Source organism: Acinetobacter sp. WU_MDCI_Abxd143, assembly GCF_025514195.1.
GTDB lineage: Bacteria > Pseudomonadota > Gammaproteobacteria > Pseudomonadales > Moraxellaceae > Acinetobacter > Acinetobacter pittii_H.
The window spans coordinates 1-14,255 of sequence record NZ_JAHPTH010000024.1; the positions used below are offsets into that span (position 1 = coordinate 1).

Sequence of the window (14,255 nt, forward strand, 5' to 3'; positions counted from 1 at the left end):
CCTCTTAGCGCTGATGGTAGTGTGGGGTTACCCATGTGAGAGTAAGTCATCGCCAGCTCATTATTCTAAACACCCCCGTTCCAATGAATGGGGGTGTTTTTTTATGCCTAAAATATATTAAAATTAGATTTATGGATTTAAATCTTTAAATTTAATAGAAAAATATAGATAGAAAGAGTATTTAATTAAATAAAATTAGAAAAGGATTAGCCCCTTCTAATTAAATTCTTATAAGAAGATTTTGTGTCTCTCTTGTTGGGAACCATGTTCTATAGAATTAATTTAATAAAATTATGTCTATAATTGGAAAAAACTATTTTTTCTTCTAAAAATTTCAGTTTGATATGTAGGACAAATAGAGACTATATGTTATAAATGTTGAATAGGCATGATTTTTGCTTGTTTTATGGAAGTTAAAATATATGAAATTATCTGTTGGATTGAAAGTTACGAATTCTTTATCGTTAACACCTCAATTGCAGCAGGCAATTCGTTTATTACAACTCTCTAGTTTAGAGTTAGAACAGGAAATTCAAATTCAATTAGATAGTAATCCTTTACTTGAAAAAATAGAAGAAGATTCGTTAACGGAAAGTCTGGCTACATTAGAAAGTAAAGAATCAGATGATTTGACAACTGAACTAAATGCAAACCATTTGCCTGATGATTTGCCAGTCGATACCGAGTGGGATGATGTTTATACACATCAATCAACGGCTTTAGCTACTCCAGAATTTGAAGAACGAGAGGATAATCGCCAAGTTCAATTATCTCTGAAGGAACACATTTTAGAGCAAGTTAATCTTTTGCATTTCTCTAAAATAGATCAATTAATTGCTTATTGTATTGTCGATGCATTAGATGATAAAGGTTTCTTAGATGCTGAAATAGAAGAAATAATTTTAGCAGCACAACAATTGCTAAATGAAATGGATATTGAAGAAGAGATTGAAGAGGATGAAGTTTTCGTTGTTTTGAAGCATATTCAACGTCTTGATCCATTAGGGATTGGTTCACGTAATTTAGCAGAATGCTTAAAGGTACAGCTCGAATTTCTACCAAAAGATGTTGAGTACTTAAGCGAGGCAAAAAGCTTATTGCACCATTATGATCTTTTAATAGCAAATGACCTAAATAAGTTACTCAAACAAACGGGCCTAACGAGAGACCAACTAAAATTTGCCATTGATCTTTTAAAGACATTAAAACCATATCCTGGTATGGATTTTGATAAGCAAGAATCTGATTATCAAATTCCAGATGTAGTGGTTTCAAAAAAAGATTTACATTGGCAGGTTCAGCTAAACCCAGATATACTTCCTAAACTAAGAATTAATTCTTTTTACTCAAGTATGATTCGTAGAGCAGATCAGAGTGAGGATAATTTATATTTGCGTAATCAAATGCTTGAGGCGAAAAACTTTATCAAAAGCATTGATGAAAGGCATAAAACGTTATTAAAAGTAGCTTCTTGTATTGTAGAGCATCAAAAAGCCTTTTTGGAAATAGGTCCTGAAGCAATGAAGCCGCTAGTTCTTCGAGACGTGGCAGAAGAAGTCGAATTGCATGAATCTACAGTTTCTCGTGTAACTACAAATAAATATATGCTTACGCCTCGTGGTTTGTTTGAGTTGAAATATTTTTTCTCTAGCCATGTAGGAACAACAGCAGGAGGAGAGGCCTCTTCCACCGCAATTCGGGCCATGATTAAGAAACTAGTCGCAAATGAAAATCCACGTAAGCCTTTGTCAGATAATGTAATTGCTACATTGTTAAAGGATGAGGGAATCGAAGTGGCTCGAAGAACGGTCGCAAAATATCGAGAATCGTTACATATTCCTTCGTCGTCTGAAAGAAAAGTCTTGATCTGAATTTTGAAGTATGGCTATTCTAGAGATTCATTATGACGAAATAATGAAATTTCATTTTCACCAAGAGAGTAACTAAAATGGTTTAATTGTCCCAAGTTTTCTTTTGATAGCATTAAATCGTTTTGGTTCTTCTTTAGATAACCTAAAAAAGGTGAGGGATAGAATTATGCAAATAACGATTCGTGGACATCATTTAGCAATTACACCAGCTATAGAAGAAAATATTAAATCAAAATTTAATCAGTTAACGAAACATCTAGATCAGGTGAATAGTATGCAGATTAAATTAACAAAAGATCATCAAATTGATAAGCGCTCTCATAAAGGTAGTTCAAACCATGTTGCAGAGGCTATAGTAAGATTGCCGGGAATTGAGTTGTTTGCTCAGGCAACTGCTGATGATATGTATACTTCAATTAAAAAACTAACTGAAAAATTAAAAAAACAATTATTAAAATATCGGAAAATGCAGTGCACTTATTCGCAAGTTGCTGTTTCTATTTAATAAGTTTTATATAATTGGAAGAGGCTTGAAACATAGCCTCTTTTTTATTGATAAAATATAAACACGTACTGAATTCTTTGAAAAAGTTATAGTAAAATACTTCGTTTTACACCTTAGGTTGCGTCAGAGGTCTTTGCAATGAATAGTGAACAGCTCACTCAAATTTTAAAAGAAGCTTTCCCTGAAGCGGAAGTAGCGGTGAGCGGACAGGCCGGAAAATTTGACCTCCGTATTGTGGATGATCAATTTGACGGTAAGCGTACTGTTGCTCGCCAACAATTAGTTTATGCACCATTAAATACTTATATTGCAAGTGGCGAAGTTCACGCGGTAACAATTCGTGCAATGACCAAAGATGAATGGCGTAAAGCAAGCCTTTTCGGAGCTTAAATATTAATGGATAAATTTTTAATTACGGGTGGTGTTAAGCTCGACGGGGAAGTGCGCATTTCTGGTGCTAAAAATGCAGCTTTACCATTACTTGCTGCAACTATTCTTGCAGACTCTCCAATTACGATCACTAATGTTCCAAATCTTAAAGACGTAAATACTTTGGTCAAGTTGATTGGTGGTTTAGGGGTTACAATCGGCTATGAAAATGACACAGTAAAAGCTGATACCTCTACTTTAGATAATCAGTTTGCTCCATATGAACTAGTGAAAACAATGCGCGCCTCAATTTTGGTTTTAGGACCATTATTAGCGCGTTACGGTAATGCGAAAGTTTCTTTACCAGGTGGTTGTGCAATTGGATCACGTCCAGTTGATCAACATTTAAAAGCCTTAGAAGCTTTAGGTGCACATATTGAAGTTGAAAATGGTTATGTCCATGCTTCAGTCGAAGGTCGTTTAAAAGGTGGCGAAGTTGTTTTTGATATGGTTACCGTTGGCGGTACTGAAAACATCTTAATGGCTGCTACACTGGCTGATGGTGTTACGACTATTCGTAATGCAGCTCGTGAGCCTGAGATCACTGACCTTGCTCAAATGCTCATTAAAATGGGCGCCAAGATTGAAGGACTTGATACTGATACTCTTGTTGTAACTGGAGTGGAAAGTTTGCATGGCTGTGAATATGCTGTGGTAGCTGATCGTATCGAAACGGGTTCTTATTTGGCAGCTGCTGCAATTACGGGCGGTCGTGTCAAGACTACACATACCGACCCTGCATTACTTGAATCTGTTTTGGATAAGTTTGAAGAAATGGGTGCTGAAGTCACTCGTGGTGATGACTGGATCGAACTTGATATGTTAGGCAAACGCCCTAAAGCTGTAAGTTTTAGAACTTTGCCACATCCAGAGTTTCCAACAGATATGCAAGCTCAGCTTATGGCTGTAAACGCTATTGGTCGTGGATTTGCAACTATCTCTGAAACGATTTTTGAAAATCGTTTTATGCATGTTCCTGAATTGTCACGCATGGGTGCTAATATTCAGGTTGAAGGTCACGATGCTGTCGTAACTGGAGTAGAAACTTTACAGGCTGCACCTGTAATGGCAACAGATTTGCGTGCTTCATTCTCTTTAGTTTTGGCAGCTTTAGTGGCAGAAGGAGATACCTTAATTGACCGTATCTACCATATTGACCGTGGTTATGAGCATGTCGAAGAGAAACTTCAAGGTTTAGGTGCCAAAATTAAGCGAGTAAGTTAATGAATGATGTAAGAAACGATGATCCTAATTTTGATGTGATGGGCAATTTTGATCATGGTTTGACCTTGGCACTCAGTAAAGGGCGTATCTTAAAAGAGACGTTACCTTTACTAGCTACAGCGGGTATTAATTTGCTCGAAGATCCGGAAAAGTCCCGCAAACTGATTTTTCCTACTACGCATAAGCAAGTACGTATTTTGATTTTACGTGCATCTGATGTGCCTACCTATGTAGAAAATGGTGCAGCAGATTTAGGTGTAGCAGGCAAAGATGTGTTGATGGAACATGGCGCTCAGCATGTATATGAGCTACTTGACCTGAAAATCGCTAAGTGTAAATTAATGACTGCTGGTAAAGTGGGAATGGAACGTCCAAAAGGCCGTTTAAAAATTGCCACGAAATATGTCAATCTTACACGTCAGTATTATGCAAGCTTAGGTGAGCAAGTCGATGTGATCAAACTCTATGGTTCTATGGAGTTAGCGCCTTTGGTGGGTTTGGGTGATTACATTGTCGATGTGGTCGACACTGGTAATACGCTAAGAGCGAATGGTCTTGAGCCATTAGAGGAAATTTGCAAAGTTTCTTCACGTTTAATTGTAAATAAAGCTAGTTTTAAACGTAAGCAAACTCTATTAAATCCAATCATTTCACAGCTTGAGCAAGCCGTTCAATCACGTTAAAAGCAATTTCCCATCACGCTTTTGTGATAGTTGCTTCAGATGATGCCCACAAGCGCTTAGAAAAAGAGTAAACTTGGTTTTTCTTTTTCGCCTTGTGGGTAAATTGATGCGACGTTTATCGACTCAAGATCAGAACTTCAAACAGGTTTTTGCTGAGCTTTTAGCATTTGAAACTGTAAATGATCTTAATTTAGTGCAAACAGTAGATCAAATTATTGCTGATGTTCGTCAGCATGGTGATGATCATGTTTTAAAGCTCACTCAACAGTTCGATCGACATCCAGCGCATCAATTCTCAGATTTAGAATTATCTCAACAAGAACTTAAAACTGCTTTTGATAATTTAAATCCAGAAATTCGCGATACTCTTCAGTTAGCAGCAGCTCGTATTCGTACATTTCATGAAGCTCAGAAACAAGATAGCTGGACTTATATAGATGATTTGGGCAATACATTAGGACAAAAAGTGACACCTCTAGACCGTGTCGGTATTTATGTACCAGGCGGTTTAGCTTCTTATCCATCTTCAGTTTTAATGAATGCTGTACCAGCCCACGTTGCAGGTGTACCTGAAATTATTATGGTTGTTCCTGCCCCAAACGGTGAACTAAATCCATTGGTTCTAGCGGCAGCTTACCTTGCAGGAGTGAGTCGAGTATTCACCATTGGGGGAGCTCAAGCTGTAGCAGCTCTTGCTTATGGTACTCAGACCATTCCACCCGTAGATAAAATTACTGGTCCTGGAAATCGTTTTGTCGCAGCTGCCAAACGCGCTGTATTTGGTCAGGTCGGTATTGATATGATTGCTGGACCTTCTGAAATTTTAGTATATGCAGAAGGTGAAAATAATGCAGATTGGTTAGCTATGGATGTTTTATCTCAGGCTGAACATGACACAGTTGCTCAAGCAATTTTTATTACTCCTGATGAAGCTTTGCTTAATGCGGTCGAGTTGGCAATTGAAAAGCATTTAAATGAATTGCCAAAGGCAGATATTGCTCGAACTTCAATTGAAAACCGTGGTGCTTTGGTATTAGTCAAAAACCGTGCAGAAGCAATTGAATTGATTAACCAAGTTGCACCAGAACATTTGGAACTTTGCTTAGATGATGCCGAGGCTATGAGTGAAGATATTCGTCACGCTGGAGCAATTTTCATGGGACGTTATACACCTGAAGCAATCGGTGACTATTGTGCAGGTCCAAATCATGTATTACCAACGTCTGGAACGGCTCGTTTTTCTTCTCCATTAGGTGTTTATGATTTCCAAAAACGTTCGAGCTTAATTATGTGTTCGAAAGATGGAGTCAAATCGTTAGCTAAGACAGCTGACATATTAGCTGTCCAAGAGAACTTAGATGCCCATGCACGCTCAGCTCGCTATCGTTATCAATAAGCTTATAAGCCTTATAGTTTTTTAATTATTGCTCAGGGCTGAATTTCAGCCCTTTTTTGAGATAAGACCATGACTTTATCTACAGCACAAATGCGCTTTTGGAGTCCAGAAGTTCGTGAGTTAGAGCCTTATGTTCCTGGTGAACAGCCTAAAATTCAGAATTTATTGAAACTCAATACGAATGAAAATCCATATCCGCCATCTCCAAAAGTAGTTGACGCAGTTCAAGTAGTTTTAACTCAGCAAGCTGATGCATTGCGTTTATATCCAGATCCAGATGCAACAGCTTTAAAACAAGCAATTGCTAAACAACAGAATATTGAGGTATCTCAAGTTTTCGTTGGTAATGGCTCAGATGAAGTACTTGCTCATATTTTTAAAGCATTTTTTCTTCAAGATGAACCGATTCTGTATCCAGATATCACTTATAGTTTTTATCCAGTTTATAGTCAGTTCTTTGGAACAAAAACTAAAGAAATTCCACTCAATGATAATTTTGAGATAGACGTTAAAGATTATGTGCAGCCAAATGGTGGGGTTATTATTACGAATCCTAATGCACCAACAAGTATTGCACTAGGCTTAGCAGAAATTGAAAAAATTTTAAAAGCTAACCCAGATCGAGTGGTGGTGATTGATGAAGCCTATGTTGATTTTGGTGCAGAATCCGCTGTTAGTTTGGTAAACCACTATGAGAATCTGGTTGTGTGCCAAACAACTTCGAAATCTCGCTCACTTGCGGGTTTACGCGTTGGCTTTGCGATTGCTCAGCCTCATTTAATTGCAGCTCTTGAAGCTGTCAAAAATAGTTTTAATTCATACCCTATTGACCGTTTTGCAATTGCAGCGGCGGTAGCTTCTTTTGAAGATCAAGCTTATTTTGAAGAGCAATGCCAGAAAGTTATTTCTAGTCGTGAAAAGCTAGTAGATGATCTAACTACTTTAGGCTTTAAAGTTTTGCCATCTAAAGCGAACTTTATTTTTGCTTCACATTCATCGCATGATGCAGGCCAACTCGCACAGCAATTACGTGAGCAGGGCATTATTGTGCGCTATTTCAATAAGCCGCGTATTAATCAATTCTTACGGATTACAGTAGGAACTGATGAGCAAAATGAGCGTTTAGTACAAACATTAAAACAAGATATTCTGTAAATTTTACTCTGCTGTGTTGTTCATTAGGTTCAGCATAGCAGAGACTTTATCAAGACTCTCTTGATATTCTGCTTCAGCATTTGATGCAATTGTAATACCACCGCCAGCCCATAAAGAAAGCTGATTCTGATATTGTTGAAAACTACGGATAAGAATATTCCAGCGGCCTGTACCATCAAAATTGAAATAGCCTAATGTGCCGCAATATGCACCTCTTGCTGCTTCCTCTAACTCTTCAATGATCTGCATTGCCCGAATTTTCGGAGCACCTGTGATTGATCCTCCAGGTAAGGCAGAGAGCAGCATTTCCATAGGATTGACGTCATCTTTAAGGGTCGCAACGATTTCGCTTACCATGTGATGTACTTGATTGAAACTTTCAATCTCAAATAGTTTTGTTGTTTTTACTGATCCTGTATTGGCATAAATGCTCAAATCATTACGTAATAAATCAACAATCATGACATTCTCTGCCTGATCTTTTTGAGAGTTTTTTAAGGTTTGTTTTGAAATAAAATCTTTTTCTACATTTTTATAGCGAGGCATTGTTCCTTTAATGGGTCTTGTCTTAATTTGTTTATTTTGATTGAACTCAATAAAAAGCTCGGGAGAACAACTTAATAATTCAAAATTATCTAACTTTAAATAGCCTGCATATGGTGCATTAGTAAGATTCCATAAATCTGCTGCTTTATTTAATAAAGATCCTTTGAAATCAGCTTTAAATTCTTGGGTTAAATTAATTTGATAGCAATCACCAGCTTTAATATATTCTTGTATTTTATTAAAAGCATCAAAATATTGTTTTTTAGACCATCTTGGCTGAATAGTAGTTTTTAATTCAAATATATTTTTAGAATGATTAGAAATAGAATTCTCTATTCTATTTTCAATATATGAGAATAGCTCAAGTGCATCTGATTCATCACTAAAAAAATACCAATCATTATCTATATATTTTAAAAAAGAGCGATATTGTCCTAAGAATAAAGAGGGCTGTATGTGGTTTCGTATGTCAATAAACTGATGAGCAGAAAAATCATAACTGATAAAACCAATATAACCTCCTGTAAAACTTGTCGTAGATTTAATATTTCCTTGTGAATTATTCTCTTTAAATTGGGTAAAGTTTATTAAGTGATTTAATTTTGATATATTTCTATATTCATTAAAATTTTGATGTTGAAACTCAAAATAACTTTCATCTTGAAAAAGAATATATTTTTGAGGAAGAAATCCAATAATTGGATTGTCATTGTCATTTAAATAAATAAGCCCAGTTAACCCGTGTAACTTTTTTAAAATATCGGCAGCACTTTTACCATGTAAAGAGATTTTTTTCTTTAACTGAGACATTTTTAAATAAGGTAGTGGTTAATGAGAGAACATAGTTTACTACAAGTCATAGTTCATCAGGAGGAAGAGTTTTAATTGGAAAGCTTTTTGCTGATAAAACAAGCACAATTACAGCTTAAGATTTTATATGTTCATGATCATTTATGAAGTAAAAGTTGAGGTGTACCGTTTGTCGGGTAATTGGCAAAAAATGCACAACACTAGTTGAACAAAAAGTAACGTAGATGTAATTTAGTAATTGCTAAGCAAAACTACTCAAGGATTGGAAGTTTCGGTTGCCATATAAAGAAAAATGCGACTTGAGACAATGAGAGTGGTTAAAGTCAAAAAATAAATGCTCTTGGGAGAGTGCTCAATGAAAATGTTCACTAAACTTGCTTTAGTTTCTTCTTTAGCTATCAGCGCAAATGCAATGGCAATGCAGTCAATGGACGATGCTGCGCTTAGTGCTGCTACTGGTCAAGATGGTATTAACATCGGTATCGCTTTGGGTACTGGCGGTATTTCTATCGATAAATTATTTATTCATGACAATGATGGTTTGGATCCTGCTACTGGTATTACTGGCGCTGCAGCAACTGCAGGTGCAATTACAATCACAGGTACAACCGCAACTGGTGGTAAAGCGATAACTCTTACGCAGGTAGATACGACACAGAATTTATTAGATCTTAAAATTGATAGCGTTGGTGCATCTGCTACAAATGGCGCGTTTTTAAACGTTGCTGCAAATGTAGGTGCAGTTAATGTAAAAGTTGGTTCTATTGGTGTTGGTAGTTCTGGTACTTTAAATGAAACTACTGCTGTACGTGGTATTACAGAAGCAGCTCCAACTGAAATTCTTTCTGGTTTAGATTTATCTTTAGGCGCTATTTCAGCTAATGTTCAATTAGGTGCTACACCACAAGGTGCAATGATTAAAGTAAATTCAAGTTTGCAAGGTGGTTTAACTTTATCTAACCTAGGTATTAATGATGCTGCTGGCGGTGGTAAAATTGTCCTTGATAAAGTTATGGTCCGTGGTGCTGGTAATACAACTGGTAACTTAGATGTGAATGCTGACATTTCTGTTGTGCCGACTGGATTGAAGATTCAAAATAATAGTACTCAAGGCATGAATGTCTATGCACAGGGTATTCGTTTAGGTTCAAATACTGCTGCTTCAATTGGTGATGTTGAAATCCAAGGTATTAATGTTGGTACCTCTACAATTACAATTTCTGGTCACTAATTTAAAAATTTTAATAAAAAAGCGCGTTTAATACGCGCTTTTTTAATTTATTAACTCATATATTTCTATTATATAAAAATATATTTTAATTGATAAAAATAAGCCGTTAAATTAAGAATTAATTTAAATTAACTATAAAAGTCTCTTTATTTTTATAAAACTAAACGTTCATCAAAAAAAAGTAAAAAAAGGCTGTTTTTTTCAAAAAAAAAGGTATCTTCAACACACAGGGATGTAGAGCTATTGCTCTAAGAATAAAATGAATAAGGCCAGTTAGGCCACCATTTAGAACAAGTGCTTATGTTAGAGATTGCTTTGGGCTCAGCATTGATATATTACTTTGCGACAGAAGCCTTCGAAATAGAAAAAAAGCCACCGGGAACTGTTTATTATACAGAGACTGCCGATTCACGTAATTTATCATTTCGGCGTAATCATATTGAGCCAGTAACGATTAAGCCTGCAATAGAAGATCAATTTCGCGGTATTGTTCGACAAGCATATGACTATAGCTGTGGTTCAGCTGCACTTACAACTTTGTTGAATGGTTATGTGGGTACAAGCTTAACTGAACAACAAACAATGAGTGGTTTACTTCAGTATGGTGAGTATCAACGAATTATTGAACGCCGTAGCTTTTCACTACTTGATATGAAGCGTTTCGTAACTGCTATTGGTTTGGATAGTGGCGGTTATCGAGGGGAGTTTTCGGATTTAGTTAAATTAGGTCAACCTGCGATTGTTCCTATTTCATATGCTGGTTTTAAACATTTTGTCGTATATAAAGCTTATAAAGATGGACGAGTCTATGTAGCTGATCCTGCTTTAGGCAATATCAGCTTTGATGAAAATCGTTTTAAAGAGGTTTGGGATAATAATACGTTATTTGTTATTTCTGTGCCTGAATCACAGCGTAAAGACTTATTAACATTGAAAGATGCTGATATGCGTCATGTGGAAGATGCAACTGTTAACCGTTATGCCTTTGTGGATGTGCAATATCCAACGTTTAATTATGATCGTTTAGCAAATAAAGCCTCAACAATGCGAAGGGTTCTGGATAATGATAGTCACTCTTCCAATCATAATCAGCCGATAGAAACTTATATGCGTCTTTATTACAAACGTAAGTAATGAAAATTTGATTTAGTAAAATAAATAAATTGGGTGGGAAGAAATATGAATAATCGATGGATGAAGATGAGTGTATTGGCATTAAGCATGAGTGCTATTACAGGTACACTTTATGCAGATGATCAAGTTACACAAGCAGACGTACAAAATAGTACAGCTGTTTCTGAAGCGACCACGGTATCAGATGTAACGCCAACATCAAATTCAGTGCAAGAAGATGCATTAGCTCCGACTAATGGATCTACCACTACTGGATCTGAACCTACATCAGCTAATCCAGAAGCAAATCAAGCCGCGACTGCTTTACAGAAAAAAGAAGGAGATGCGAGCCAAGAGACCAATTTACAAGAAGTTTTTACCTCGAATGAACGACAATATTCATTAATTAAAAAAGGCGAAATTTCAACATATTATGATCTCGATTATACCTATTACCGCGATAGTATTTTAGATTTAGCATTAGGAGATGATAATTCTAGTATTAGTCGATTGAGTATTAGGGAAGATGCTCAGCATACATTGACCAACAGTTTTACAGCTCAATATGGTGTTTTAGATAATTTAACACTTTCAGCGACTGTACCTCTTGTTGCTAAATCTGATATTGCTAGTGATTCAGATACTGCAGGGTTAGGGGATATTTCATTAGGTGCACGTTGGGAACCTTTCCCATTGAAACAAGGACGCTTACCTTTAGTTTTGTTTGGTAGCGTTTCTACTAAAACTGGCGATAGTCCATATGAAGTTGCTCAAAATGAACTTTCAACTGGTAAAGGTTATTACTCTGTAGGTTTAGGAGCAAGTACTCGTAAATATATCGATCCGGTGGTTTTATTTGCTTCAGCATCTGCTAATTATGGTTTTAAAGAGACTGGTTTAAATCAGGTACGTGGTAATCGGATTTTAGAATCTTTTGATCCTGGAATCAGTGGAGGATTCTCTTTCGGTTTTGCCTATTCCTTTAACTATGATGTGTCCTTAACCATGTCTTACCAACAAAGCTTTAACTTAAATTCAGAGTTTCAGTTTGCAAATGGTGAATCATATCAGTCACCAGATCAGAGTAGTGCGGTGATGGCTTTTGCTTTGGGGGTACGCGTTTCACCTGATACGATTGTTAACGGTACAGTTGGCTTTGGTTTAACAGAGGATGCACCAGATGTTTCACTTGGTTTGTCATTCCCGCTAGATATCTTAGGTTTGCGCAAAAAATAAAAATAAGGAGATAGGCAGGTGAAATATCCTAAATTATGTCCTTTAACAGTGGCAATTGTGATCTCTGGTTTTTCTAGCTTTGCCAATGCTCAATTAGGACAAAACCTAGCTGTTGATATTCGTTCATTATCGATGGGGAATGCTGTAACAGCAGATCCACCAGGTATTAGTGCTGTTCATTTTAACCCTGCAGCGTTAGCCAAGATTGATGGGCTACAAACTGATGTACAGGGTATTCTTGCTAATTTTGATATTCAACGCGAGTTTTCAGCTCCCCCTGGCTACAATATTTTTGGTTATTCAGATGATCCTCTCGTCTGTAATGATGGACCAGAAGTGACTGCTAATATTTGTACAGATTTTAAGGGACCTGTGCGTGGTGATGTTGAATACGCTAGCTTATATGTCCCTATCCTTAAAAAAATGGTTGATTTAGGGGAAGGTTACCCACTGGTTGCTCCTACTGCAGGAATTGCTTACAAACCACCTGGCTCAAAAGTAACTTATGCAACGGCGATATATGCACCATTGGTTGCTGGTTTTGGGGCAGAAAATGGAAATGCTGGTAACTATATGGGGCAGCAAGTTGCAGTAGAGCGAATCACATATTTATCCCCATCTTTTGGTTTTCAAGTAAACGATCACTTATCAATTGGTGCCTCAATTGGTATGTCTTATAACGCACTAGCATTGAAAACTGATCTTCGCTTTCCAAATGAGATGCTTGGTGTATTGCGTATGGTTGATGAAGTGGTTTGCGCACCATTTAAGAATAATAATGACATGATTACCGACTTGTTATTATTTGGTATGTGTAATGCTCAGGAAGGAATGAACCCATTTAATAAAATGGGAGCTTTACAAGTTTCATTGGAGCAGTCTTTAAGTCCAAGTTATAACCTGGGCTTGTTGTGGGAACCGACAGATGATTTTGGCTTTGGTATGGTTTATCAAAGTTCAGCCAAGATGCGTATGAAAGGCAAATACTTAATTGATAATGCTAAAGCACCTCAAGAATTGATTAAGGGATTGAATTCCTCTGCTACAGGTCAAATTTTAGCTAGAATTTTAGGTCTTCCTGGTTATGTGCCTGATATTGAATCAGGTTTAGTTGCAATGGATCTAGAATATCCTGCACATTTTCAGGCAGGTATTAAGTACAAGATCTTGCCAGACCTACAAGTGAATTTTGATGTTGGATGGACAGATTATTCGGCATGGGATAAATTTAAATTTGAATTTGATCGTCAAATCTCATTACTTAAAGTAGCAAAACTATTATCTAATGATGTGACTGATAACTCTTTAGCATTACCATTAAAATTTACTTCACCATGGAGTTGGGGGATTGGTTTAGAGTATTCGGCAACGGATCGTCTAAAATTACGAGCTGGTTATGAGCCGCGAGCTAGTGCTATTCCTAATGACAAACGCAATACCATGGTTCCAATTAACAATGCACAGTTGTTTGGTTTAGGATTAGGATACCGTTTTGATGCAGATACGGATTTAGACCTTTCAGTTGGTTTCTTACGCAGTCGCGATAATATACCAGCTTGTACAAGTACTTTATCGAATAAATGCGGTGTCGATAATATCTTATTAAATCCTTATGCGGGTTTAGATGTAAAAACAAATACTAAAGTTACAGTGCTTGGTTTGAGTTATAGAACAAAATGGTAAGACAATATAAATGGATGTTTCGCCCTAAACTTGCTATCTCAATTTTATCTGTTGTGATGGCAAGTGTGTCTGTATCTTATGCAGACGGTTTTTACACGATTATAGGTCCTGATGGGCGTCCTATGATTGTACCGAGTAAAAACGTTGATCAAAAAAGACAGATATCTCCTAAAATGGAAATACAATCCCAAAATCCATCTAATAAAACTATAATTGATTCAGCTCAAAAAGTTTCTAAAGAAAAAGCTATAGATGCACCAAAAAAAATGGTGCAACCCCCACAAAAGAAATTAAATACTGCACCGACTGCACCGACTGCACCGACTGCACCGACTGCACCGACTGCACCGACTGCACCGACTGCACCGACTGC

General features: G+C 36.7%; 12 protein-coding genes and 1 pseudogene. 12 read left to right on the top strand and 1 reads right to left on the bottom strand.

What is annotated here, in order from left to right; all coding sequences use genetic code 11:
- Positions 1-422: 422 nt before the first annotated feature.
- The 7 genes from KTI79_RS18780 to hisC all read left to right on the top strand — a co-directional run bounded on the left by KTI79_RS18780 (position 423) and on the right by hisC (position 7,263).
- On the top strand, positions 423-1,871 hold the full coding sequence (locus KTI79_RS18780; protein WP_086375897.1) for an RNA polymerase factor sigma-54: 1,449 nt from the start codon (positions 423-425) through the stop codon (positions 1,869-1,871).
- Between the two features lie 166 nt (positions 1,872-2,037).
- Positions 2,038-2,376 (top strand): ribosome hibernation-promoting factor, HPF/YfiA family, encoded by a 339-nt coding sequence (gene hpf, locus KTI79_RS18785; protein ID WP_005071251.1) that lies wholly within the window; start codon positions 2,038-2,040, stop codon positions 2,374-2,376.
- Between the two features lie 138 nt (positions 2,377-2,514).
- Entirely contained in the window at positions 2,515-2,766 is a 252-nt protein-coding gene (gene ibaG / locus KTI79_RS18790) for a BolA family iron metabolism protein IbaG (protein ID WP_002115399.1), read from the top strand.
- Positions 2,767-2,772: 6 nt separating this feature from the next.
- The gene (murA, locus tag KTI79_RS18795) at positions 2,773-4,029 is read left to right on the top strand and encodes a UDP-N-acetylglucosamine 1-carboxyvinyltransferase (protein ID WP_086375896.1); all 1,257 of its coding nucleotides are present in this window, start codon (positions 2,773-2,775) and stop codon (positions 4,027-4,029) included.
- Entirely contained in the window at positions 4,029-4,712 is a 684-nt protein-coding gene (hisG, locus tag KTI79_RS18800; RefSeq protein WP_005071248.1) for an ATP phosphoribosyltransferase, read from the top strand. Before murA ends, hisG begins: the two co-directional genes overlap by 1 nt.
- A 106-nt stretch (positions 4,713-4,818) precedes the next feature.
- A complete protein-coding gene (hisD, locus tag KTI79_RS18805) occupies positions 4,819-6,108 on the top strand; it encodes a histidinol dehydrogenase (RefSeq protein WP_086375895.1) in 1,290 nt (429 codons plus the stop codon).
- Positions 6,109-6,177: 69 nt separating this feature from the next.
- On the top strand, positions 6,178-7,263 hold the full coding sequence (hisC, locus tag KTI79_RS18810) for a histidinol-phosphate transaminase (protein ID WP_032055163.1): 1,086 nt from the start codon (positions 6,178-6,180) through the stop codon (positions 7,261-7,263).
- 3 nt (positions 7,264-7,266) lie between these two features.
- On the opposite strand, the gene KTI79_RS18815 is transcribed toward hisC, so the two are convergent.
- Positions 7,267-8,619 carry an anthranilate synthase component I family protein gene (locus KTI79_RS18815; protein ID WP_032055164.1) on the bottom strand — a complete coding sequence of 451 codons (1,353 nt, stop codon included), beginning with the start codon at positions 8,617-8,619 and terminating at the stop codon, positions 7,267-7,269.
- A 355-nt stretch (positions 8,620-8,974) separates the two neighbouring features.
- Here KTI79_RS18815 and KTI79_RS18820 point away from each other — a divergent pair, with 355 nt between their 5' ends.
- From KTI79_RS18820 to KTI79_RS18840, 5 genes and pseudogenes are all read left to right on the top strand, one after another.
- A complete protein-coding gene (locus tag KTI79_RS18820; protein ID WP_032055165.1) occupies positions 8,975-9,850 on the top strand; it encodes a DUF6160 family protein in 876 nt (291 codons plus the stop codon).
- Positions 9,851-10,150: 300 nt separating this feature from the next.
- A complete protein-coding gene (locus tag KTI79_RS18825; protein WP_002115878.1) occupies positions 10,151-10,984 on the top strand; it encodes a C39 family peptidase in 834 nt (277 codons plus the stop codon).
- A 45-nt stretch (positions 10,985-11,029) separates the two neighbouring features.
- Entirely contained in the window at positions 11,030-12,199 is a 1,170-nt protein-coding gene (locus KTI79_RS18830; RefSeq protein ID WP_199937251.1) for a transporter, read from the top strand.
- 18 nt (positions 12,200-12,217) lie between these two features.
- Positions 12,218-13,882 carry an OmpP1/FadL family transporter gene (locus KTI79_RS18835; protein ID WP_002115895.1) on the top strand — a complete coding sequence of 555 codons (1,665 nt, stop codon included), beginning with the start codon at positions 12,218-12,220 and terminating at the stop codon, positions 13,880-13,882.
- Positions 13,876-14,255 (top strand): annotated as a pseudogene (locus KTI79_RS18840) (protein FilE); the annotation flags it as partial. The gene KTI79_RS18835 and the pseudogene KTI79_RS18840, both read left to right, overlap by 7 nt.